This is a genomic window from Bacteroides faecichinchillae JCM 17102 (assembly GCF_000614145.1).
Classification (GTDB): Bacteria; Bacteroidota; Bacteroidia; order Bacteroidales; family Bacteroidaceae; genus Bacteroides; species Bacteroides faecichinchillae.
Genome location: NZ_BAKK01000004.1, coordinates 32,851 through 57,166, shown reverse-complemented (window position 1 = coordinate 57,166; position 24,316 = coordinate 32,851). Strand labels below are relative to the sequence as shown.

The following is a 24,316-nucleotide window of genomic DNA, read 5'->3' as shown; positions in this document are numbered from 1 at the left end:
AGTAAATTATGAAAATTATATATATTACTTGTCTAGTCTTGTTAGGCATTTTGCAAACAGGATGTCGTGAGAATATTGAAGAGTATTCAGGAATTGCAGGTATTTACTTTGCTATGTCTACTAAATATGGAGGTTTGGACGATAGTGAAGAAGATTATACCAGTGTTTCCGATATTCCTTTTGCTGTAGACGAGCGTGAGGATACCGTTTTATTGGTTCGTGCCAAAATCATTGGTGAAGTAGTTGGGCACGATCGTGCAGTATCTATTAGAATCGTACCGCAGGAAAATTCGGAAACTGAAGCTAAAGAGGGGAGTGATTTTGAACCCTTACTTGATACTTATTATGTAAAAGCCAATGAAGTATATGCCAATATCCCTATTCACTTTTATAAGAAAAGTGATTTAAAAGATAAGGAACGTATACTGAAGCTGGAGTTGTTACCAAATAAAGATTTTGATACGCCAATGGCAGAATGGTTACGACCGGGAAGTTCTGATAAAAAAGGAATCGATGTGTTACATCATACGATTACTATTAGTGATAAGTGGATTAAATTGCCAGGATTTAATGAGTATTATTTCGGAACTTATTCGGAGAAAAAAAATCGGTTGATGTGCGAGTTGTTTAATCTGACTCTGAAGGATTTTGAGAAAGCGATGTCTACTGTAAAATGCAGAACATTGGCAGTTAAGTTGGATCAGTATTTGAAAGAACAAGAAGCTAAAGGCGAGACTGTATATGAGGATTATCTGGATGGAGAAGGTAAGCCTGTGAAAATGACTGTCGGGAAAGGGATAGATTATTAAAAGTACAATTATGAAAAAGATATATATAACGACTTTATTGATATGCTTGATGTTTTCTTCCTGTTTCAACGATAAAGGAAACTATAACTATTCGGTTATTAATGATATCGAAATAGGAGAAGAAGGTTTTAGTGAACCTTATACTGTTCGAACGGATGTAGATAAACTGAATATTGAACCTGTAATTATTAGTACTACAGATCCGAACCTCAACGAAAATTATACATATGAATGGGTGGCTGTCAGTACTTTGAAATCCCCTAGTACACGATATACACTAAGTACTGATCGGATATTGAATTATGATGTGAAACTTCCGGCAGATGAATATGATTTATTCTTTAAGGTTACGGATACGAATACAGGTCTTGTGTTTAGCAATGATGTATCTCTAACGGTTAATGGTTCTTATACCAGAGGTTGGATGATTGTCGGAAATGACGATGCGGGAAAACTGGTGTTAGATATGATGTCAATTAGTAGAGATACGTTGCATCTAAAAGATATATTGAAAGCGGGTATTACTCATCTCGATCCAACATTTGTATGGGTAGACAATAGTCTGATTCTTATGATGAATATGTTTATGTATGTACAAAGCATCATACCTATAGATACGATCGTGAGGGATTGAACACAGCGGAAGAATTGCAAATCTTTGATCCGGATTCCAAAGGATATAGAAATAACATTGTAACATCTGACATTCAGCGTGTAAAGGAGAAACGTACAATGTTTCTGTGTGATGGATATGCCTATGTAAATACTACTTTGAATGAAGGGGAATTTGGAAGTCCTAATAATTATTATCTGACAGATGTGGGGTATGAATATTTTTCAATAGGGGATAAGATTGCCTGCAATCGTACCGGCGAAATAACTTCGGCAGCAGCCATTGATCAATATGTTTTATATAATACGTCAGGTAAAAAATTCTGTTATTTACGACCATTGGCTAAAAATATGTATGATCTTTTGGATAAGGATTCGGAGGAACCTTATAGTTGGGATACAACTAAAGATTTTGCTCCTAACGGATTGGAATATGTAACAACTATCAATTCGTTGTTTAGTAGTGGGCAGTCAGCCACTATACTTAGAGATTTAAGTAATGGAAAATATTATATTTACACCTATGCAATTACTCGTCAGGGAGGTACTGTGACAAAAGGGGGGCGATATGAGGTTCCCACAGTTGCAACCGGATTTGGAGAGTCGACTTTATTTTCTATGACCACCCGCCAAGGATATTTAATTTATGCAGTTGATAATACTCTTTATGGATATGATTTTCGTAAAAACAATCATCCGGTAGTACTTGCCACTTTTCCAGATGAAGAAATAACGGCCATCAATAATGATATTATCTCCGAACAGCAGATGGAAGACAATTTCTATATTGCGACATATAAAAAGGGAACGGAAGAAGGACGAGGTGGTTCTGTACGGAAATATTCGGTTGTGGATACTCCTGAACAAATTAATATTACTGAAGAATTAGTGTGGAAAGGATTTCCGCGTGTAGTCAGCCTCTGCTACAAGCAATTTTAAAGAGTTTACATTTAACTAACTAAAAATAAATAGGACAAAAAGTATGAAGAACAAAACGCTAATTTTATGGGTTGCATTAGCAACCTTATGTTCAGGTGTACACGCAGAGAGTGACATCTTTAAAAAGTGGAGAAAGAAAAAAAACAAAAACAAAACGGAACAGACCGATTCAATAAAGCCGAAGGATAAATTTGATAAGGCTATTGATAAGGCTACTCCGTATGAAGGAACAATTAAAACATGGATAACTCCTAAAAATGAACTTCTGTTTGAAATTCATAAGGATAACCTAGATAAGCTTTACTTACTTGCTAATCGTGTGTCTTCTATTAGTGAGAGTTCAAACTTTACAGCCGGAGAGATGATCGGAGATCCATTTATGTTCCGTTTATCTGCTGATACTGCTAATGTGTATATGCATACAGTACAGTCATTTGAACGGGTGAGATCTGGAGATCCTATTGAATCTTCTTTTAAGAAAAACTTCTCTGATCCTATCATGAAGACGTTTAAGATAAAAGCTTCACGTAAGGATACTTTATTGATCGATATGACCTCTTTCTTTGTGTCGAATGAGAAGTGTATCACTCCTCTTCAACAAAGTGTACGTACGCGTGCCACAAAACCCGCTTCTTTTGACTCTTCGGCTTCTATGCTACTGGGAGTAAAAGGGTTTGAGAAAAATGTGGAGATTACCAGCCGATTGAATTACAATTCAGAATCTGGAGCATATACGGTGAATATGCGGCGTTCTATTGTGGAGCTGCCGAAAGAGCCAATGAAAATGCGCTTACAAGATAATCGTGTAGGATTTTTCAGTACGTTCTATTACTACTATACTTCTGACAAAGATAAGATTCCAACAAAAGAATTTGTGCATAGATGGAGAGTGGAACCTAAAGAGGAAGATCTGGAGAAATATTTTAATGGAGAATTAGTAGAACCTAAGAAACAGATTGTTTTTTATGTCGATTCTGCTTTCCCTACCAAATGGAGAAAAGCTGTTAAAGATGGTATTGAAGATTGGAATAAAGCTTTTGAGGCTGCCGGATTTAAAAATGTAGTTGTAGCAAAGGATTATCCGACCGATGATCCGACATTCGATCCGGATGATATTCGCTACAACTGTGTGCGTTATATGACAAATAATGTTGCCAATGCTGCAGGACCGAGTTATATTGATCCTCGTTCCGGAGAAATTTTGGTTGGAGAGGTAATGTGGTACCATAATGTGATTTCTTTAGTTCATAATTGGCGATTTGCACAGACTGGTGCAGTTGATCCGCGTGTTCGCAAATTGGTGTTTGATGATGATGTGATGAGTGAATCTTTGCGTTATGTGGCTTCTCATGAAATAGGGCATACTTTAGGATTGGAGCATAATATGGGAGCTAGCTATGCTTTTCCTGTAGATTCGTTACGTAGTCCTTCGTTTACACAAAAATATGGTACTACGCCTAGTATCATGGACTATGCACGTAATAACTATGTAGCACAGCCGGGTGACCTTGAAAAAGGGGTACGTATGGTTCCGCCATTGATTGGCGTATATGATAAATATGCTATTAATTGGGGATATCGTGTGTTTAAGGATACACCGACACCGGAATCAGAATATAAATATCTGAATGCGATGATCGAGGAGAAGAAGGATGATCCAATGTATCAATTTGGTGCACAACAACTTTTCTTAACTGAAGATCCGACAGATCAGACTGAAGATTTAGGTAATGATCATATTAAGGCTAGTAACTATGGCATTAAGAATTTGCAGTATATTATTGCTAATGTCGAAGAATGGTTGAAGAAAGAGAATACTACTTATAACGATATTCATGAAATGTATATGGCATGTGTAAGTCAGTATATGCGTTATTTGACTCATGTGATGCCATATCTTGGTGGAGTGGAATTTACTGATTTGGTGCAAGACGGAAGCCAGAAATATGATACCCGTTATATTACAAAAGATAAACAGAAGAAAGCGATGGTCTGGTTGGTGGATCAGGCATTAAATTGTCGTAAGTGGTTGTTACCGGAAAGTATTATGCGTATAAACGGGATGGAGTCTAGTGCATTTGATAATTTCCAATATTCTATTGTTGGTAAGATTCTTAGTCCGGCTACTATGGGAATGATTTATGAAGGTGAACGCTCTGGACAAGAGAATATTTATACATTGGATAGTTATTTCAACGATGTTTATCAGGTGATCTTTGCTAATACAATCAATGGGAAATCACTGACCCAGGAAGATATGAATTTGCAAAATGCAGCTGTAGCTGCCTTGATGAAGTATTCTAATTTAGATCCTTCTATGAATAAAGGATTAGGTGGGGGAGCACCGGGTGGATTGGCTGATCCGGAAGCAGCTTGGAAAGATATGGTAGCTAAAGTAACAGAGCAGTCCAATCAGTTTTGCAATGTGACTTCATGTAAACATGAACACTTGAATGCGGAAACTTCGTATGCGCGTCATAATATGACTCCTGCTAAGTTGTCAGCTGGTGTAGGACGTCCGGTTATTACTAATACACTGAAGAAGGTTCAGAATTTGTATAAGTCAAGACTTGGATCAGGTGATGCCCGTACACGTGCATTCTATGATTATCAAGTAACAATTATAAACATGCTGTATAAGAAATAATTGATTGAGTTTAATTAAATATTAGAAGTAGAGTTATGAAAAAAATTATGAATTATTGGATGATTGCTGCAATGGCAGTAACATTAACAATGGGAGTTAGTAGTTGTTCTAGTGATGACGATGAAGAAGAAAATGCCCCTGTTACTTATGAATTGAAGATTGTTAATCAGGCTGATGCTAAGTTGGATGTTGATCCGGAGGCTTTGTCTGAGCAGGTTATCAAGATTCAGACGAATGCTGCACAGAAAGATTTGAGCTTGGAAAAGGTAAATGAGCAATCATGGTGTACTGCCAGTGTGAAAAGTACAACCGAGATTACTGTGAAAGCAGGAGCTAATCCAAATACAACAGATCGTGAAGCTAAATTTAAGTTAGTAGCTGGTGCATCTTCTGTTACATTCTCTGTTACTCAGGCAGGAAAGAACTCTACAGGATGTACCTTATCAATAGAATCGAGTGATATTGATGAGCAATATGGTATGTATATGTATATGGGTGATAATTCTGGGAAAACTATTTCAGTGAAAATAAATACAACCGCTAGCCGTTGGAAAGCAGTGACCGCTGATATGATGGGAGAAGGTGATGGTTCAGATTGGATTCAGATCAAGAATCCACGTGGTAAGAATGGAGAAACGATGGAATTCTCTTTAGCACCTAATGTAGCTGGTGATGTTCAATCCGGAACAATTACTATTTCTGCCGGTGATGCGGAAGAAATTGTTATCAATATTAATCAGATGGGTATGGCTCCGGCAACTTCTTATAAACTTTTCATAGATGATAAGAAGACCCAGGCATTTGCTAATGGAACGGCTTTAAGTTTTGAAGCTACTTATGCTGCTGAAGCAAAAGAACGCATTAAAACACTTAATGTAGAAACGGATGGAGGTTATATTACACTTATATGTGAAACAGGTACCGATAATGAAGTTGAGGATGAAGATTCATGGTTAGGTGCAGGTGGTGACTTAGATCAGCTACTTATTAATGTGAAGAAGGATAATACTACAGGTGCAGAACGCACATTGGATGTAGTGATTCTTGATTCAGATTGGGATGCAGAACTATTCCGTATTCCTGTGACTCAAAAAGCAAAATAAACATTGTAAATTGCTTTTAAATAGAAAAACGGTTATCTTGATTCAAGATAACCGTTTTTCTATTTAGAGATGAATTTGGCGTGCTTCTATTTATATGAACAAGAAAATCATAGGTATCAATATTCCTATAATCAACTCAATGCCCCCACGTCCAATAATGCCATTTTTACCTTTGTTCATAAACAATCCGGTGAGAGCAATGATAAGTAGTGATACGGCAAAAATATCAGAGAACCAAGTCCACCAACGAGCCGGATTATAATGTAGACGGCTAAACCAGCTAAGTATTGGCCGTTTTTTTACTGATTCATAAATAGCTTTTCCAGTATTCATATCTACTACTAAAGAAGAACCACCTTTTAAGAAAACCTTTAATTGTTGTTCACCAGAGTAGTAATGTTTCATATAAGCATTTTCTTCGTTGATCATTTTAAGAAAATCAAGAGTCTGTTCCTTACTGACCTTTTCTGTTTGCGGGAAATTACCCTGAATTTGTAGCTCAGTTTTGGTAATTTTGTAGTCAGCATTGAACGTTCGTTTATGATTCAACGCAATGCCGGATACGGCATATACAATGATGATACCAGTAAATAAAAACGAAAGGTCCCGGTGGATAATCCGGAACCATTTACGTATTGTTGTAGGCAAGCTATTTTTCGATTTCATACTCAGAAGCAATAATATGGTACTGGCTATAGTAGTTCTTATTTTCTTTCTTTGTACGTTCTGCAATTTCAGCTCTGATTTGTTCAATTTGTTTCTTAAGCATAGCTACTGCTTCCGGGTTACCTTCATCAGGAGCTTTTAGACTTTCATCCAAACGTTGCTCCCAATTCGACAGGAAAGCCTCGTCTACACGTTCTTCTGCTATAGTAGCTTTCACACAAACATTATTGTTTAACACTCCTTTGTCGAATGAAACCAGCTCTGTGTTAGCTTCTACATTTACAAATCGGGTAGTATCACTACCTAACAAAGTGATATGATTACTTCCATGTCCACATACATCTACACAAAAACCCTCTAACATAAAAGTGTCTCCAATAAGAGCGTCTTGTATGGTTAATATGCTATCAACAGAGTAAATTTCTTGAGCAGCTTCCTTGGGAGAAGAAGGTTTACAGGCAATAATAGAGATCAAGCATAATAGCAAGACAGTGACATTTAAGATTTTCATAAGTTTGTTTTTTGTATTAGAAAATTAAAAGAGCAAAAAGTCCGACTTTTTAGTCAAGGCTTTTTGCTCTTTTAATAATATGTATATTAAGCCTTAACGCGGCCTACATAAGAGCCGTCACGTGTGTCGATTTCAATTGTTTCGCCTTCATTAATAAATAAAGGAACACGTACAGTTGCACCAGATTCTACAGTTGCAGGTTTCAGCGTGTTAGTTGCTGTATCTCCTTTTATGCCCGGCTCAGTATAAGTAACCTTCATCTGAACCTTAATTGGCATGTCTGCGTAAAGTACAGTCTCAGTTGAAGCATCGGAAACAACTTCCAATACTGCACCTTCAAGCAAGAAATCAACTCCATTGATCAAATCATGAGCAATAGGATGTTGGTCGTATGTTTCTTGATTCATGAAGATATAGTCTTCTCCTTCTTTATATAAGAATTGGTAAGGACGACGTTCTACACGTACGTCTTCCAGTTTTTCACCGATGTTGAAACGGCGTTCGAGGACGTATCCGCTAACTACGTCTTTCAGTTTTGTACGCATGAAAGTGTTACCTTTACCAGGTTTTACATGCAGAAATTCGATACAGAAATAGAGCTTTCCGTCCATACGGATACAAGTTCCGTTTTTGATGTCTTGAGCATTAATCATACTGCTGTTTTCTTTATTTATATTATTGTTATTTAGTTGTCGCTATCTTAATTCGAGTGCAAAAGTAATCTAAATCGGTAAAAAACACAAAAACTTTTGAGCAAAAATGAGTTATCTCTTGGTTAATTTAAAAAAAGTGTCTATTTTTGCAGCCCGATTACGTAGAATAATAACATAAAAACAAGATACAGTAATGAAGAGAACATTTCAACCCTCTAACAGAAAGAGAAAAAACAAACACGGTTTCCGTGAGAGAATGGAATCGGCTAATGGTCGTAGAGTTTTAGCTGCTCGTCGTGCGAAAGGCAGAAAGAAACTGACTGTTTCTGACGAGTACAATGGCCAGAAGAAATAATAATTGTCAGCCATTAAGGAAGCAAGAAAGGCAGAGTTGATTAAAACTCTGCCTTTCTTGCTTCTTTTTTATTAAGTCTCGTAACTCTCTCAGAAAAGCGAGTTTTAAAAAGAATGTGAATAAAAACTCAGGTTATTTCCAACTTAATTTACTATGTTAAAAAGTATTATTCTGCTTTAAATATCTTTCTTTTTACCTTCCTTTGCGGAAAAATATAGAATGTGATAAAGTGATCTAATGGCTTATTAAGACATTGGAAAACGATATAAAGAAATATAAGGTTGTTGAAATCTATAGGAGTGGGGATTATAGTTGCAACAATTGTGGCGGTGATAAATGTCCTTGCGTTTCGAGGAAGGACATTTTCATTCGCTTTCTTTTTAAAAATTCAACTTATTTGTCGTATCTTTGGCGCAGATTAACAGCAATGCTTATGACAATTAAAGAATTCTTTTCTTTTAAAACAAATAAATGCTTCTGGCTGAATATCGTTGGCATGGTTGTGGCAGTGATATTGCTATTATTTGGTGTGATGAAGTGGCTCGATACTTATACCCGCCATGGTGAGGCTGTTGTTGTTCCGGATGTGAAAGGAATGACTGTGGAGGAGGCATCAAAGATGTTCCGTAATAATGGGCTGGTATGTGTTGTCTCGGACTCTACTTATGTGAAAGACAAACCTGCTGGCATCATTCTTGAGCTAAATCCGGGAGTCGGGCAGAAAGTAAAAGAAGGACGTATAATCTATTTAACTATTAATACTCTTAATATTCCGCTGCGTGTAGTTCCTAATGTGGCAGATAATAGTTCTCTTCGCCAAGCTCAGGCTAAAGTATTAGCTTCTGGTTTTAAATTGAATGAACCGGAAATGATGAGTGGTGAAAAAGATTGGGTTTATGGCGTAAAATATAAGGGCCGTTTGTTGTCTGCAGGAGAAGAGATACCTTTAGGTGCTTCTTTGACGTTAATGGTAGGAAACGGAACGGAGGATATATTGGAAGATGACTCATTGGAGAGTGATGTAACAGAACCTGTTGCGTCAGAATCGTCATCGACTCAGGATGATAGCTGGTTTTGAATGTAAACAACAGAAATAAGCTCGCATGATAGAGGAAGAACTTCCGGATGAATTGGAAAATGACTTGGATGATATAGAGCCAGTCGGTGATGAGGCCCAACTCTATGAGCATTTTCGTGTGGTCGTAGATAAGGGACAGGCGATGGTAAGAGTAGATAAATATCTGTTCGAACGTATTGTCAATGCTTCGCGTAACCGTATTCAGAAAGCTGCCGAAAGCGGATTTGTTATGGCTAACGGTAAACCGGTAAAGAGTAGCTATAAAGTGAAGCCTCTTGATGTCATCACTGTGATGATGGATCGTCCACGTTATGAGAATGAGATTATTCCAGAAGATATTCCCCTTAATATTGTTTATGAAGATTCATATGTTATGGTGGTAAATAAGCCTGCCGGTTTGGTTGTACACCCCGGACATGGAAATTACCATGGTACTTTGGTGAATGCATTGGCATGGCATTTGAAAGATGTGCCTGATTATGACGCCAATGATCCGCATGTCGGATTAGTTCACCGAATTGACAAAGACACTTCTGGTTTACTGGTAATTGCCAAAACACCGGATGCTAAAACAAACTTGGGCCTTCAATTCTATAATAAAACGACTAAACGCAAGTATCGCGCTTTGGTATGGGGAAATGTAGAAAAAGATGAAGGAACGATCGTCGGTAATATTGCTCGTAATCCGAAAGATCGGATGCAAATGGCTGTAATGTCTGATCCGGCTGTTGGTAAACATGCGGTAACTCATTATCGTGTGTTGGAGCGGTTGGGATATGTAACTTTAGTAGAATGCGTGCTTGAGACAGGGCGTACACATCAGATTCGTGTCCATATGAAGCATATAGGACATGTTTTATTTAATGACGAACGCTATGGCGGTCACGAGATATTAAAAGGTACTCACTTTAGTAAGTACAAACAATTTGTAAATAATTGCTTTGACACTTGTCCCCGACAAGCTTTGCATGCAATGACGTTGGGGTTTGTTCATCCCGTTACAGGTAAAGAGGTGTTTTTTACTTCTGAACTTCCGGATGACATGACTCAACTTATCGATAAGTGGAGAAGCTATATAAGTAATAGAGATATAGAATGAAACGCACAATTGCTATCGTAGCTGGAGGAGATACCTCCGAATTTCATGTATCCCTGCGTAGTGCACAGGGAATCTATTCCTTTATTGATAAGGAAAAGTATACACTGTATATCGTTGAGATGCAAGGACTCCGTTGGGAAGTCCAGTTGCCGGATGGTACGAAAGTACCTGTAGACCGCAATGATTTCAGTTTTATGCTAGGGATGGAAAAGATAAAATTTGATTTTGCCTATATAACTATTCATGGAACTCCGGGAGAGGATGGTCGTCTTCAGGGATATTTTGATATGCTTCACATTCCATATTCCTGTTGTGGAGTATTGGCTGCTGCTATCACTTATGATAAGTTTACATGTGGTCAGTATCTGAAAGCATTTGGTGTACGTATCGCCGAATCATTGCTTTTACGTATGGGACAATCCATTTCCGATGAAGATGTATTGGACAAGATCGGCTTACCTTGTTTTATTAAACCGAGTTTGGGAGGATCAAGTTTCGGAGTAACGAAGGTTAAGACAAAAGAGGAAATACAACCTGCCATAGCTAAAGCTTTTGAAGAGGCTCAAGAAGTTTTAGTAGAAGCTTTTATGGACGGAACGGAATTAACATGCGGTTGTTATAAGACAAAAGACAAAACAGTAGTCTTCCCACCCACAGAGGTTGTAACTCATAATGAATTTTTTGATTATGATGCGAAATATAATGGCCAAGTGGATGAAATAACTCCAGCACGCATTTCGGATGAATTGACGAATCGGGTGCAGTTGTTGACCTCGGCTATTTATGATATATTAGGTTGTTCCGGTATTATTCGTGTGGATTATATCGTAACTGCCGGAGAGAAAATTAATCTTCTGGAGGTAAATACGACTCCGGGAATGACTGCTACCAGTTTTATTCCCCAGCAAGTACGTGCTGCCGGTCTGGAAATAAAAGATGTGATGACTGATATTATCGAAAATAAATTTTAATTCCTTGCTATGGATATAACAGAGTTTAATGAGATTCGTCCTTACTATGATGAGGAACTTCCTCAAATTCTGGAGGAACTGATTGCTGATCAAGCTTTTCAGAAAGCAGCCTGTAGCGCAATTCCGAATGTTCCTTTTGAACTTCTGGCACAAAAAATACGTACATGCAAGACCAAACTGGATTTCCAGAAAACATTTTGTTATGGTATTTTGTGGAAAATAGCTCAGGAACATACTGATAGTTTGACTTTAGATCATACGGCTTTGCCGAATAAAGAAAAAGCTTACACTTATATGTCCAATCATCGGGATATAATTCTGGATTCCGGTTTTCTTTCTATCTTGTTGGTCGATGAAGGAATGGATACGGTTGAAATAGCTATTGGAGATAATTTGCTCATTTATCCTTGGATTAAGAAGTTGGTGCGGGTTAATAAATCATTTATTGTACAACGTGCATTAACTATGCGTCAAATGTTGGAGTCCTCGGCTCGTATGTCTCGTTATATGCATTATACTATTGCTGAGAAAAACCAGTCTATTTGGATAGCTCAACGTGAAGGGCGTGCCAAAGATTCAAATGACCGTACACAAGATAGTGTGTTGAAAATGTTGGCGATGGGAGGAGAGGGTGATTTGGTAGAACGTCTGATGGAAATGAATATTGCACCTCTTGCTATTTCCTACGAATACGATCCTTGTGATTTCCTTAAAGCTCAGGAATTTCAACTGAAGAGAGATGTAGAAGGATATAAGAAAACGACACAAGATGATCTGATTAATATGGAAACAGGACTTTTCGGATATAAGGGAAGAGTACATTTCCAGATGGCTCCTTGTATTAACGACAAGTTGGAACAGTTGGATCGTTCATTGCCGAAACCGGATTTGTTTGCTAGAATTTCTACTTGTATTGATCAGCGGATTCATTCTAATTATCGGATGTATCCAGGCAATTATATAGCTTATGACTGGTTGAAGGGTAAGGCGGAGTTTGAACAAAATTATACACAGGAAGAAAAGCTGCGTTTTATTGATTATGTTGAGCAGCAATTGGGAAAAATAAAGATTCCTAATAAAGATGTGGACTTTTTGCGTGAAAAGTTGTTATTAATGTATGCTAATCCTTTAATAAACTATTTAGCTGCACGCCAATGAAAAGAAACAAACTACATACGATTGGGTTGATTGGACTGCTTTTGTTAGTAGTTGCTTGTGGAGATGACGAATATTATTATCCTTCTGTGAAGTTGGAATTTGTCACAGTGAAATCAGGATCGGATGGTAAATTGCAAACACTTCTCCCAGATAATGGGGATGAAATGCTTGTATCAAAAGATCGTACCAACTCTACTATTTCTCCTAATAATTCGAAGCGTGTATTGGCTAATTATGAGGTGCTTTCTCACAATGGAGTTGCTTCTGCCACAATATATTCTTTGCAATCTCTGATAACCATGACACCTAAGTTTAAAGGAGAAGAAGGGTATGGAGAACTTACAAAAATGGACCCGGTAGATGTCGTGAGTATTTGGATGGGACGAGACTATCTGAATATAATTCTAAGCTTGAAAGCAAAGGGGGGGTACAACATGTTTTTGATCTTTTAGGGGAAGTACAGGAAGAGTCGGAGAATGGTGAGAAAGTCGTTGTATTATCTCTATATCATGATGCGCAGGGAGATGCGCAATATTATAATCGGAGAGCTTATATTTCAGTTCCTCTAACCAAATTAGTTGGAGAACCAGATCAAATTGTTCGTATAAAGTTTAAATATTATACCTCTGATAAGGATGGTAACATTATCGAATCGGATAAATATTGTAATTCTGACTTTGAAGGATTTGAATATATTCCGAGTGTAAATTGAGTAATGAAGTATCTATGTTAAAAGCGAATCAATTACTTGTGGGAATTTTATTGTTTCTTTCTTCTCTTTTTTCTTGTCAGCAACAGAAAGAAGATTTCAAATCAATGAATGTGGATGAGTTTGATACATACATTCAGGATGAAAATGTGCAGCGTTTAGATGTTCGTACCTTGGCAGAGTACTCCGAAGGGCATATTGCTAAAACTATCAATATTAATGTTCTAGATGATTCTTTTGCAACCATGGCTGATTCGTTACTTCAAAAGGATAAGCCGGTAGCATTATATTGCCGTAGTGGCAAGCGGAGTAGAAAGGCTGCAAAGATACTTAGCAAAAAAGGATATAAAGTTTTTGATTTGTATAACGGATTCAATGCTTGGAAGGATGCGGGAAAAAATATAGAACAGTAAGAAAACAGAAGATTGTGAAATGGTGAATATTGAACTTTTATTGGTTCGATGTAAAAGGAACATGATTTGAATAGCTTATAAATAGTAAACGGTGAACAATAAAGGTTCGGAACATTCATTATCCACCGTTTGACATTTATTGATGATATTTATTTCAATCCTTCTAATAGTCTCTTTAAGACAACCGTTGCTGAAATTTCCCGATTGGCAGCTTCTGGAATAACAATAGATTGAGGGCTCTCAATCACATCATCCGTAACAATCATATTTCTGCGAACAGGAAGGCAATGCATGAAGTGAGCATTGTTGGTAACTGCCATTTGTCGGTCACTAACTGTCCATGCACGGTCTTTACTTAAAATCTGCCCATAATTATCACCTGTATATGCCGCCCAGTTTTTTGCATATACAAAGTCAGCCCCTTCGAAAGCTTTCATCTGGTCATATTCTACTTTTGCATCTCCTACAAATGCAGGATCAAGTTCATATCCTTCCGGGTGGGTAATCACAAAATCATAGTCAGTTGCGTTCATCCACTCTGCGAAAGAGTTGGGAACAGCCTGTGGCAGTGGGCGTGGATGAGGTGCCCATGTCATAACTACTTTAGGGCGTGCAGTCTTTTTGTATTCTTCGATAGTAATCAAATCAGCGAAACTCTGAAGTGGGTGGCGAGTAGCAGCTTCCATCGAGAATACCGGACGACCGGAATATTGGATGAACTGGTTGAGAATCGTTTCTTTATAATCAAAGTCACGGTCTTCGAAACGGGCGAAAGATCTTACTCCGATCAGATCACAGTAGCATCCCATTACAGGAATAGCTTCTAAAAGATGTTCAGGCTTGTCGCCATCCATGATCACGCCGCGTTCTGTTTCCAGTCTCCACGCACCCTGATTGATATCCAGCACCATAACATTCATTCCTAGATTGAATGCGGCTTTCTGTGTGCTGAGCCGGGTGCGTAAACTAGAGTTGAAGAAGATCATCATCAATGTTTTATTGCGCCCCAATTCTACATATTTGAAACGGTCTTTTTTGATTTCGAATGCTTCTGCAAGAGCGGATTTTAAATCGCCGATGTCCTGTACACAAGTAAATTTCTTCATATTTCTCTATAATTAATCGTTATTGTTCCATTGTTCTCTTATAGTATATATCCATTTATAGGGCGTTTTACCATCTGGTTTGTCCCTCCCCTTCAATGATCCATTTATAAGAGGTGATTTCTTCTAATCCCATCGGGCCGCGAGCATGTAGTTTTTGGGTACTGATGCCGATCTCTGCTCCTAATCCGAATTGTCCACCATCAGTGAAAGCCGTAGATACATTACTATATACGCAAGCAGCATCTACTATTCGGGTAAACAAGGTGGCTCGTTCTTTGTTTTCCGTCACGATGCATTCGCTATGTTTAGAGCTATATTCTTGGATATGTCCTAATGCATTTTCAAAACTATCAACAGACTTTATAGCTAATTTATAATCCAAAAATTCGGTGCCAAAGCTTTCATGGGTCGCAGCTTGCAAAAGTTCAGCCGGATAATGATTTGCCAGTGCCTGATAGGCTTGTGTGTCTGCATAGATAATTACTTGGCTGTCTTTTAACTTCTCACATAAAAGTGGCAAGTCTGCAAGTCTTTTTTTATGTATAATAAGACAGTCCAACGCATTACATACACTGACGCGGCGAGTTTTTGCATTATGGATGATAGCAGCTCCTTTGCTTGTATCTCCGAATTCATCAAAATAAGTATGGCAAATGCCTGCACCAGTTTCGATGACAGGAATACTTGCATTGGTACGGACAAAATTGATTAAGCTACTACTACCTCTGGGTATAATCAGATCCACATACCCCACTGCATGTAGCAGTTCACTTGTAGCCTCCCTGTCAGCAGGAAGCAATTCTACGATATGGGGATTGATATTAAACTTCTTCAATACTTTGTGGATGACGCTGATAATAGCCTGGTTAGAATAATCAGCATCACTTCCTCCTTTTAGTATACAAGCATTTCCACTTTTCAAACAAAGAGAGAAAACGTCGAAACTAACATTTGGACGAGCTTCATAAATAATTCCTATTACTCCGAAAGGGACGCTCACTTTAGATAGTTTCATTCCATTAGGGCGAGTTGTTTCTTTCAGTATCCTTCCTAGAGGAGAGGGAAGAGTCGCCACATTACGTATGTCGGTTGCAATGCTTTTCAAACGTTCTTCTGTTAGCTTCAGTCGATCATATTTGGGATCTTTCACGTCCATGCGTGCCAGATCCTTTTCATTTTCAGCCAGAATCAACGATGTTTCACTTATTGCTGCATCCGCTACTGCATTTAATATCTGGTTGATTGTCTCATCACTCAGTAAGGCCAATTCCCGACTAGCTGCTTGTACAGCAGCAAAGGTCTTGTTTAAATTTGTAGTCATTTGCTCCCTTTTTGCGTTAAATAGAAAGATAAATAGTGCAAATATAGTGAATCATGTGAATAAAACTTGCTGAAATTTGAAATAAATGTATTGCATTATTCTTTTGTCCAGATTCTAAGATTCAGATTCAACTCGTCTACAATCTGCACTAGTTCACTGACAGTCTGGAATTCCGATTCCAGGTTCTCGCGGGTTAATGGGCCCCATAGGCTGGTTTCGAAATGATTTTTGGAGTCTGGGATAGCGATATATACATTGGAATTCCGGAAACTGATAGTTATTCCATCCCCCAATCGCCGATTCATTGTTACTAAACGCTCCATCATTGAAGTAGACAAGATGTAACGTGCTTCAATCTCGTCAGTAGAGTAGGTGTCAAAACAATGTTCAAATTCGTTGTTCTCTAATTTTACCCGCTTCTCACTGCCAAAGCGGAACTTGAACCATGAATTCCGATAAAGTATCGTTTGTCCGGCAAAGTCTTTATGAAAGTCAGCGATAAATAAAAAGCCTTTGAAAATATCAGTCCAATACTCTTTTGTTCCATTTTTGGATGTTTGTACATGTCTTTCCTCTGCGTGTACTTCAGAAAAACATATATCTGTTTTGTCTATCCGTCCTGAGATGAAATCTTCAGCTGAATAACGATCCGGTGTGGGAAAGAGCTTACAAGAACGAAATGTTTCTTCTGAAATTCCTGTTTCCGGTTCATAGTGTGCACCGGGAAGTACACTTTCAAGAATAAGTGGAACGATCTCTTTTTTATAGTATTCGGTAAGTTCTTTTGATTGGGCATTGGCTATTACTCCTCCGATAATTAAAGCAATAACCGCGATTATCCAGAACATATTTCCCAATGAAGGGAGGAATAAAAGTCCGATGGTTAGGATAGTTCCGACTGTTATACCTCCATTTCGGATTCCTTTTGATTTTAGTATTTTGCGTTTGGTTTCAAAAGTAATGATGTGTGGTTCTAGCTGGCTATAGACTGTATTGAATGAAATTGCCATAGTTGTCGGTTAAATTAAGATTGAAATGTGTTTCCGATGGTGGGATTTGCCCGTTCTTCTGCCGGTATGGAAAAAAGAGTTCTGGGTGTGAATCCGAACATCCCGGCAATCATATTGGACGGGAAAGTCATTACTGTATTATTAAAGTCTGTTACGTTGGCATTGTAGGTTCTTCTTGCAGCCGACAGTTGTTCTTCGACTTCGTTCAGTGTACGTTGCAGATGCATAAAGTTGTCAGAAGCTTTTAACTCCGGATAGCTTTCGGCTACGGCAATGAATCGGCGGCTTACTTGTGTAAAAGTTTCGTCGAAGTTTGCTTTGTCGTCATTGCTCAGCTGTTCATATCCTTTAGAACGCAGCTCAGCTATACGTGCGAAAATAGTCTCTTCGTGTTTGGCATACTGTTTCACTGTGGCAACGATATTGGGGATTAAATCAAATCTTTTTTTTAGCATTACATCAATGCTTCCGAAGGCATTTTCAATACTATTCTGTTTTCTGACCAATGTGTTATAAACGCCAATTATAAATAGTAGACAGATGGCAACAATGATTCCTAAGATAACCATAAATAGTGTATACTTTGTGAATTCGACAATTAGATTAATTATTTGATGTAGAAGTATATTTCCTCTACTCTTCGGCAAAGATAAAGTAATTGAATGATAAAACAGATGGTTGTAAGGGATTAATCTGTTCCTTACAATAGATTAATTCTTCTTTTCCTATAACAAACTTTATTTTCTTTAATAGTTAAGTTGTTTTTTATTGATTGCAATCTATAAACAGAACTTGCGTTTGTATAAATGCAAGTTCTGTTTATATGAATGCAAGTTTCATTTATATAATCGCAACTTCCGTTTATAGTTTATTTCTAATAAAGAATAATTTCTCTATCGGAGGAAAAGAAGTTAGGTATTAAAGAACAAAAAGTTTGTTAGTAGTGAAATGTATGTTTGCTATTAAGGGGTTTAAAAATTATCTGCCAGCCATCAAACGAGGAAGATAATGGCAGGAACTGGCAAAGGTGATAGGTGATAGAGAAGGTGATAGGTCGAGAATCAACCTATCACCTCTTGAAAGTACGATGAATAGGGGGATACAGAAGATTGGTGATAGGTTGATAGAGAAAATGATGTTTTTTTGTTATGAGGTGATTCAAAATGATGCAGGAATATATAAAAAGTAGTTGAGCAAAGTATCTTTCTGATAGACTGCCTGATTTTCTAGATTACACCTCCGAAAAATAAGAGATAACTTACAAACCAATGGTAATGAAAGGACGGTTAGTAAAGTTTTTCGTATATTTGCTGCATAAAAATAGAATCTGAATGATGGATATGGAAAAACTATCTTATAAATTGAAGCAATATTGTAAGCCTGCTACTCACATTGACTGGTGGGTCTCTTGGGGAGGTGTTTTGATGGGCTGTACTATTTTGGCGGCAGGTTTTGTGTTTTTTATCAATCCTTATAACATTGTGCCGGGAGGGGTGTATGGAGCTAGTATTGTTCTTCACAATTTATTTCCCTCCATTCAGGTGGGAACATTCGGCTATATGTTCGATGTGCCGCTTTTAATTCTCTCGGTCATACTGTTGGGGGCTAAGTTGGGTTCCCGTACATTGGTTGCTGCATTGATTACCCCCTTACTGATGAATGTAATGTCTCGTTGGGCTTATCCTACACAAGAGGCACTTCAACAACTTGATCCGACGAAGCTTCTTGGTGGTGCTATGGATATGACAAGTCATCTGATGCTGACTTGTATTATCGGTGCGGCGATTATTGCGTCGGTAGTGGTCTTGTTGTACGCAACCAGGCAACCACTGGGGGAAGTGATATTATTGCGATGATATTACAGAAATATTTTCATATCCGTTTCTCAAATGCCATCCTGTTCGTTGATGCTGTAGTTGTTTGTTTCGGTCTGTTGGTTATCGGGTTTGGTGTGGGCAATGCAGATGATGCGAGCCAGCCTTCATGGTATTTATCTCTCTATTCGCTAATTTCCATTTTTGTTATCTCGAGAGTGGTGGCTTATGTCATTAATGGTGCAAAAGAGGATAAATTGTTATTTGTTATCAGCGACAAAGAAATGACTGAATTGCATCGTTTCATTCTCAAAGATCTGGATCGTACAGCTACTTGTATTAAAAGTAGTGGGCTCTATACTGGGGCAGAAAAAGAAATGCTTTTTTTGGTTGTTAGCCATAAAGAAGTAACCAGTGTGAAGCATAAAATCAAAGAAGCCGATCCGCGTGCTTTTGTTGTAGTGACTGATGCTTATGATACCTTTGGTGAAGGTTGGAAGCAACTTCCTTCAAAGGATGAGCTGCAACCGGAATAAATGTGGAAGTCTGCTGATTGGAGTGAAATGAATGAAAAGTGTGAACATAAAAAAATATGGATGCTTTTGCAATAGATAGTTCTCCGGCAACTCAATTTATTGGATATCTAGTACCTATGAATCTTGATTATGATGAATTATTCTATGTATAAGTAGTCATAATGTACTACTGCCTTTTTCCCATGTTTTCCAATAGTCTCCCGTGCCTGAGTAGAATCGCAATTTGCTTTCCCAACCCCTATTTGGTTTCCTTGATTATCAATGATACGCACAATGTCGTCTCTTTCAAATTCTCCTTCGATACGTGTGATTCCTACTGGAAGAATACTAACGGCTTTCTCCGAGTTCAGTACTTTTGTCGCACAGTCATTAATATGGATTTCTCCTTTTGCGAATCCTTCGCTATGTGCGATCCACTTTTTGACACTGGATACTGGTTCGCTGGAGGGAACAAAGCGTGTACAAAGTGTTTCGTCAGGATGTTGGAGCAGGTCTACTAGAATATTGTCACGCTTTCCATTAGCAATGATCACTGTAATTCCTTCATCAGCTACTTTCCGGGCGATGTTCGTTTTAGTTAGCATCCCCCCTCTTCCAAAACTGGATTTAGAGGTTTGGATATAGTTGGATAGATCTTTGCTATGACCTATCTCGCGGATTACCGATGATTGAGGATCTGTTGGAGAACCATTATAAATTCCGTCAATATTACTGAGGATGATAAGTGCTTGCGTATTCATCATAGAAGCAATCAGCCTGATAATTCGTCATTATCAGTGAACATGAGCTCGCTTACCGAAATGGTGTCATTTTCATTGACGATAGGAATCACACCATTTTCGAGCATCACTGTCATACAGTTTTTTTGATTCAGGTAATGGCGGCGAGTACCAAAACTTTCTTTGGTGGTCAATACCTGACCAACTGGAATGCCATGTTCCCGAAAGAGTTCGTAGTAACGGTTGATTAGCTTTGCCTGACCTACAGCTGAGAATAACTGTCGTTGATCTACACTATCGAGCTTCTTTTGAGGGTGTATTTCGCTTCGTCCTGAGGCTACTGCTCCCGAAGAAATGAGAATAATCTCTACCCCAGCTTTATGCAATTCTGCAATCTGATCGACAAGAGCCGACATACGGGTAACATCTAATGTTCCATCTCGACGTGCTAATACATTGCTACCTACTTTTACTGCAATCCGTGTAAATTCTTGTTTCATCCTAACTAACGATTTGAAAGCACAAATATAGAACTTTTTGCCGATATGTTACAAAAACAGGCTGGAAAGAATTATCTTTGTCATCCAAAAGACAAAAGAATCACAATGAAACATTTCAATCCTCAAGTAGAACAAATGAACTCCTTTATTGTAATGGATGTATTGGAGAGAGCAAATGAATTACAAAAACAGGGCATTGATATTATTCACCTTGAAGTCGGAGAACCTGATTTTGATGTTCCATCTTGTGTAGCTGAAGCTGCAAAGACTGCTTATGATAAACATCTCACTCACTACACGCATTCTTTAGGGGATCCCGTATTACGCCAGGAAATAGCAACTTTTTATCGACGGGAATATGGGGTGACAGTCGATCCTGATTGTATCGTTGTAACTTCTGGTTCTTCGCCGTCTATTCTTTTGGCGCTAATGTTACTCTGTGATACAGATAGTGAAGTCATACTTTCAAATCCGGGATACGCTTGTTATCGTAATTTTGTTTTAGCAGTTCAGGCAAACCCGGTGTTGGTCCCGTTGTCAGAAGAAAAAGGATTGCAATATGACATAGAAGCTATTCGTAAATGTGTGAATTCACGTACTGCGGCAATATTTATAAATTCTCCAATGAATCCGACAGGAATGTTGTTGGATGAAAGCTTTATGAGAGAAATTGCATCATTGGGAGTTCCTGTAATTTCTGACGAGATCTATCATGGGTTGGTATATGAAGGACGTGCGCATAGTATTCTTGAATATACTGATCAGGCTTTTGTCTTAAATGGATTTTCAAAACGATTTGCAATGACAGGTTTACGGTTAGGTTATTTGATAGCACCAAAATCCTGTATGCGTGCTTTACAGAAATTGCAGCAAAATTTATTTATATGTGCATCCAGCGTCGCTCAACAAGCTGGAATAGCAGCATTAAGACAGGCTGAACCAGATGTGGAACGAATGAAAGAGATTTATGATGAACGTCGTCGATACATGATTTCTCGTCTTCGTGAAATAGGCTTTGAAATAAAGGTTGAGCCTCAGGGCGCTTTTTATGTTTTTGCCGATGCACGTAAATTCACAACAGACTCATATCGTTTTGCTTTCGATGTTCTTGAGTCTGCACACGTCGGCATTACCCCCGGTGTTGATTTTGGTACGGGAGGCGAAGGATATGTACGTTTCTCCTATGCGAATTCATTGGAGAATATCAAAGAAGGTTTGGATCGAATTAGTCGGTACCTTGTTCGTCACGGTTCTTTATAAGCTCTGTGGCTGCTTCGTATTCGTCTTCAGTAACAAGAACTGAAACAGCAGGAGCTATATAAGGAGCCAATGTTCCCATAATACCGTCCTTAACAACGCAACGAATATCATTGCTTTCCAATAGACCTTTGATAATTTCAGCTTCCCAAGGAGAACCTGAGAATACTTCTACTGCCTTGCTGTAATCTTCTTCTTTCATAATTGTGAGTATTAAGAGTTGCTTTCTTACAAATATAACAAAAAAGATGAATGAATGGATTTATTTTTACTTATTTATTCTAATGAAATTCGTTGAACCTCAATAGGACGGTTTAGGAAGGTGGTAGCCGATTCGATAAATTTCTCTTCTGCTTCTGTTGTATAAAACCGGCAGTTACCGTTTTGGGTACATTTTGTATTCATTTCCGGGTGTCTTTTTAAATAATCCTTGAGACTTCTGGCTACATATTCTCCTTGAGGGATTACATGAATCTGTTCGGGCACATACTTCCGTATTTTGGGAAATAAAATTGGATAATGGGTACAGCCTAGAATTATAGTATCGATCTGGGAATCTTTCTGCAATAGTTGATCTATATATTTTTGGATAAAATAGTCTGCTCCTACATCTTGCGCTTCATTGTTTTCAACCAGTGGTACCCACATGGGGCAAGCCAGTCCGTTTACATGGATATCCGGAAATAGTTTGTGTATTTCTAATGGATAAGATTCGGATTTTATAGTACCTGCTGTCGCCAGTATACCGATATGTCGGCTTTGAGTAATATTGCCTATACATTCTGCTGTCGGCCGGATTACCCCAAGAACACGTCGTTCTGTATCAATGTTCGGAAGATCGTTTATTTGTATACTTCGAAGGGCTTTAGCAGAGGCTGTATTACAAGCTAATATAACCAAATGACATCCCATCTCAAATAGTTTATTAACGGCCTGTAACGTAAATTCATATACAATCTCAAAAGAACGGCTACCATAGGGAGCACGTGCATTATCTCCTAAATAAATATAATCATATTCAGGTAGAACCTCTCTTATTTTGTTAAGGATAGTAAGACCACCGTATCCGGAGTCGAATATTCCGATTGGACCTGGTGTATGAGATAGATGTTCTTTCATGACAAACTGGAATTTATATACGCAAATGTACATGAAAAAAGGGAAAGAGAAAGAAGTATATACTTCTTTTCCCTTTCCCTTTTGGTATTTTTTAGCTTATTGCTTATTTGATGCCCAATTGTGCTTTTACCTTCGGAGTAAGATTAATACTTTGTGCTTCATTAATGTAAGGTATAGCAGTTCTGGCAAGATCGAAAATGTAGATTACACCTTCGGCAGCACCAACTGCTTTAATTGCATCATCTAACTTCTTATAGATTGGAGCCATCTTGTCGCTCTGTGCTTTCTCCATATCTTGCATTGCTTTTTGACGGAATTGATCTATTTTTTGACTCATGTCTTGAAGCTCATTTTGTCTTCTTTCAGCAATGTTGGCAGGAAGAGAATCTTTAGCCATTGCTTGTTGGAATTCCTGATATTTTTTGCTGAATTCTTCGCTAGATCTTTGTAATTCGTCAGAGAGTTGTTTTTCTAATGTTTGGAGCTCAGTCTGAGCTTGAGTAAATTCAGGCATCGCAGTAATAATCTCTTGAGCATTAACATGACCGAATTTCAAATTTTGTGCAAATACACCCATTGGAAGTGCAAGCAACATTACAAGTGCAATTTTTTTTAGCATAGTTCTATTATTTATTTGAATGATTTTTTAGTTATTTCCGATACAAATGTATGAAATTAATTTGAATATCCTAATTTTCTCAATACTTCATCGCTTATATCTATTTGTGGGTTTGCAAAAATGATACCGGTGGAGGAGGCTCTGTCCATGACAAGATCATATCCATGTAACTGTGAAAGCTCTTTCACAACATCATAAATATCATCTTCAATAGGGGCAATTAACTCCTCTCTCATTTTTACAAGTTCACCTTCCGGACCGAAATAAGTACGTCTTAATTCAGCTGCTGCTTTTTCTTTCGCTACGATTTCATCTTCTTTTTTAATCTTTTGATCGGCAGAGAGAGTCGTAGCTTTTGCCTGATAATCCTGAAACATTTTTTGCGTTTCTTTGACTATGGCTTCTATCTCTGCTTGATATTTTTTCGTAGCTTCTTGTAATTGCTCATTAGCGCTTTGATAGGCCGGAATATTCTTGAGAATATATTCCGTATCAATCAGTGCAAACTTTTGTGCACTGGCTGCCATACTGATGGCAAACAGTAGCATGATAGATAGAATAGACTTTCTCATAACGTTTAGTTTTTAATGAT

Annotated in this window: 23 protein-coding genes and 3 pseudogenes; 14 read left to right on the top strand and 12 right to left on the bottom strand. The window is 38.0% G+C overall.

The genetic code is table 11. From position 1 onward, the window contains the following. The first annotated feature begins 8 nt into the window (after nucleotides 1-8). From JCM17102_RS03140 to JCM17102_RS03120, 5 genes are read left to right on the top strand one after another with little or no spacing between them, the layout of a single operon-like run. Nucleotides 9-809, top strand: a complete 801-nt coding sequence (locus JCM17102_RS03140) for a DUF4843 domain-containing protein (protein WP_051572703.1) — start codon at nucleotides 9-11, stop codon at nucleotides 807-809. A gap of 10 nt (nucleotides 810-819) precedes the next feature. Beyond that, nucleotides 820-1,443 carry a PKD-like family lipoprotein gene (locus JCM17102_RS03135; RefSeq protein ID WP_081800185.1) on the top strand — a complete coding sequence of 208 codons (624 nt, stop codon included), beginning with the start codon at nucleotides 820-822 and terminating at the stop codon, nucleotides 1,441-1,443. After that, on the top strand, nucleotides 1,440-2,360 hold the full coding sequence (locus tag JCM17102_RS03130) for a hypothetical protein (RefSeq protein ID WP_025073946.1): 921 nt from the start codon (nucleotides 1,440-1,442) through the stop codon (nucleotides 2,358-2,360). Before JCM17102_RS03135 ends, JCM17102_RS03130 begins: the two co-directional genes overlap by 4 nt. 43 nt (nucleotides 2,361-2,403) lie before the next feature. Further along, on the top strand, nucleotides 2,404-5,007 hold the full coding sequence (locus JCM17102_RS03125; protein ID WP_025073945.1) for a zinc-dependent metalloprotease: 2,604 nt from the start codon (nucleotides 2,404-2,406) through the stop codon (nucleotides 5,005-5,007). 35 nt (nucleotides 5,008-5,042) lie between these two features. Continuing rightward, a complete protein-coding gene (locus JCM17102_RS03120; RefSeq protein WP_025073944.1) occupies nucleotides 5,043-6,110 on the top strand; it encodes a BACON domain-containing protein in 1,068 nt (355 codons plus the stop codon). Between the two features lie 90 nt (nucleotides 6,111-6,200). Here JCM17102_RS03120 and JCM17102_RS03115 read toward each other — a convergent pair whose 3' ends face one another. The 3 genes from JCM17102_RS03115 to efp form a co-directional block, all read right to left on the bottom strand. Then, nucleotides 6,201-6,776: a PepSY-associated TM helix domain-containing protein gene (locus JCM17102_RS03115; protein WP_025073943.1), complete on the bottom strand. Its 576-nt coding sequence runs from the start codon at nucleotides 6,774-6,776 to the stop codon at nucleotides 6,201-6,203. After that, nucleotides 6,760-7,287 (bottom strand): hypothetical protein, encoded by a 528-nt coding sequence (locus tag JCM17102_RS03110; RefSeq protein WP_025073942.1) that lies wholly within the window; start codon nucleotides 7,285-7,287, stop codon nucleotides 6,760-6,762. Before JCM17102_RS03110 ends, JCM17102_RS03115 begins: the two co-directional genes overlap by 17 nt. Nucleotides 7,288-7,373: 86 nt before the next feature. Further along, the gene (gene efp / locus JCM17102_RS03105; protein WP_025073941.1) at nucleotides 7,374-7,940 is read right to left on the bottom strand and encodes an elongation factor P; all 567 of its coding nucleotides are present in this window, start codon (nucleotides 7,938-7,940) and stop codon (nucleotides 7,374-7,376) included. 193 nt (nucleotides 7,941-8,133) lie between these two features. Here efp and rpmH point away from each other — a divergent pair, with 193 nt between their 5' ends. The 7 genes and pseudogenes from rpmH to JCM17102_RS03070 all read left to right on the top strand — a co-directional run bounded on the left by rpmH (nucleotide 8,134) and on the right by JCM17102_RS03070 (nucleotide 13,723). After that, a complete protein-coding gene (gene rpmH, locus JCM17102_RS03100; protein ID WP_025073940.1) occupies nucleotides 8,134-8,295 on the top strand; it encodes a 50S ribosomal protein L34 in 162 nt (53 codons plus the stop codon). Between the two features lie 433 nt (nucleotides 8,296-8,728). After that, nucleotides 8,729-9,373 carry a PASTA domain-containing protein gene (locus tag JCM17102_RS03095; protein ID WP_025073939.1) on the top strand — a complete coding sequence of 215 codons (645 nt, stop codon included), beginning with the start codon at nucleotides 8,729-8,731 and terminating at the stop codon, nucleotides 9,371-9,373. A 25-nt stretch (nucleotides 9,374-9,398) separates the two neighbouring features. Beyond that, nucleotides 9,399-10,472: an RluA family pseudouridine synthase gene (locus tag JCM17102_RS03090; protein ID WP_136498256.1), complete on the top strand. Its 1,074-nt coding sequence runs from the start codon at nucleotides 9,399-9,401 to the stop codon at nucleotides 10,470-10,472. After that, complete coding sequence (locus JCM17102_RS03085) at nucleotides 10,469-11,443, top strand: D-alanine--D-alanine ligase (protein WP_025073937.1); 975 nt, start codon at nucleotides 10,469-10,471, stop codon at nucleotides 11,441-11,443. The genes JCM17102_RS03090 and JCM17102_RS03085 overlap by 4 nt, the downstream gene beginning before the upstream one ends. Nucleotides 11,444-11,452: 9 nt before the next feature. After that, nucleotides 11,453-12,601: an acyltransferase gene (locus JCM17102_RS03080; RefSeq protein WP_025073936.1), complete on the top strand. Its 1,149-nt coding sequence runs from the start codon at nucleotides 11,453-11,455 to the stop codon at nucleotides 12,599-12,601. Beyond that, a pseudogene (locus JCM17102_RS25980) lies at nucleotides 12,598-13,313 on the top strand (NigD1/NigD2 family lipoprotein). The gene JCM17102_RS03080 and the pseudogene JCM17102_RS25980 overlap by 4 nt, the downstream one beginning before the upstream one ends. A 14-nt stretch (nucleotides 13,314-13,327) precedes the next feature. Continuing rightward, entirely contained in the window at nucleotides 13,328-13,723 is a 396-nt protein-coding gene (locus tag JCM17102_RS03070; RefSeq protein ID WP_025073935.1) for a rhodanese-like domain-containing protein, read from the top strand. Nucleotides 13,724-13,872: 149 nt separating this feature from the next. Here the strand turns inward: JCM17102_RS03070 and JCM17102_RS03065 are convergent, their stop codons facing one another. From JCM17102_RS03065 to JCM17102_RS03050, 4 genes are all read right to left on the bottom strand, one after another. Then, nucleotides 13,873-14,829 (bottom strand): Rossmann-fold NAD(P)-binding domain-containing protein, encoded by a 957-nt coding sequence (locus JCM17102_RS03065; protein ID WP_025073934.1) that lies wholly within the window; start codon nucleotides 14,827-14,829, stop codon nucleotides 13,873-13,875. Nucleotides 14,830-14,896: 67 nt separating this feature from the next. Beyond that, nucleotides 14,897-16,150 carry a glutamate-5-semialdehyde dehydrogenase gene (locus tag JCM17102_RS03060; protein ID WP_025073933.1) on the bottom strand — a complete coding sequence of 418 codons (1,254 nt, stop codon included), beginning with the start codon at nucleotides 16,148-16,150 and terminating at the stop codon, nucleotides 14,897-14,899. Nucleotides 16,151-16,245: 95 nt separating this feature from the next. After that, entirely contained in the window at nucleotides 16,246-17,160 is a 915-nt protein-coding gene (locus JCM17102_RS03055) for a DUF3137 domain-containing protein (protein WP_025073932.1), read from the bottom strand. 14 nt (nucleotides 17,161-17,174) lie between these two features. Beyond that, on the bottom strand, nucleotides 17,175-17,729 hold the full coding sequence (locus tag JCM17102_RS03050) for a LemA family protein (RefSeq protein ID WP_025073931.1): 555 nt from the start codon (nucleotides 17,727-17,729) through the stop codon (nucleotides 17,175-17,177). An 855-nt stretch (nucleotides 17,730-18,584) separates the two neighbouring features. On the opposite strand from JCM17102_RS03050, the pseudogene JCM17102_RS32650 reads away from it, so the two are divergent. Next, nucleotides 18,585-19,510: pseudogene (locus JCM17102_RS32650) on the top strand (YitT family protein). 137 nt (nucleotides 19,511-19,647) lie between these two features. Here the strand turns inward: JCM17102_RS32650 and proB are convergent. Next, nucleotides 19,648-20,729, bottom strand: a pseudogene (gene proB / locus JCM17102_RS25970) (glutamate 5-kinase). Nucleotides 20,730-20,834: 105 nt separating this feature from the next. On the opposite strand from proB, the gene JCM17102_RS03030 reads away from it, so the two are divergent. Then, nucleotides 20,835-21,989 (top strand): pyridoxal phosphate-dependent aminotransferase, encoded by a 1,155-nt coding sequence (locus JCM17102_RS03030; protein ID WP_025073930.1) that lies wholly within the window; start codon nucleotides 20,835-20,837, stop codon nucleotides 21,987-21,989. Here the strand turns inward: JCM17102_RS03030 and JCM17102_RS03025 are convergent. From JCM17102_RS03025 to JCM17102_RS03010, 4 genes are all read right to left on the bottom strand, one after another. Further along, nucleotides 21,955-22,188: a DUF2007-related protein gene (locus tag JCM17102_RS03025; protein WP_025073929.1), complete on the bottom strand. Its 234-nt coding sequence runs from the start codon at nucleotides 22,186-22,188 to the stop codon at nucleotides 21,955-21,957. The genes JCM17102_RS03030 and JCM17102_RS03025 overlap by 35 nt on opposite strands. Before the next feature lie 74 nt (nucleotides 22,189-22,262). Next, entirely contained in the window at nucleotides 22,263-23,105 is an 843-nt protein-coding gene (gene murI, locus JCM17102_RS03020) for a glutamate racemase (RefSeq protein WP_025073928.1), read from the bottom strand. 103 nt (nucleotides 23,106-23,208) lie between these two features. Then, nucleotides 23,209-23,724: an OmpH/Skp family outer membrane protein gene (locus JCM17102_RS03015; RefSeq protein ID WP_025073927.1), complete on the bottom strand. Its 516-nt coding sequence runs from the start codon at nucleotides 23,722-23,724 to the stop codon at nucleotides 23,209-23,211. A gap of 56 nt (nucleotides 23,725-23,780) precedes the next feature. Next, complete coding sequence (locus tag JCM17102_RS03010) at nucleotides 23,781-24,296, bottom strand: OmpH/Skp family outer membrane protein (protein ID WP_025073926.1); 516 nt, start codon at nucleotides 24,294-24,296, stop codon at nucleotides 23,781-23,783. Between the last annotated feature and the right edge of the window lie 20 nt (nucleotides 24,297-24,316).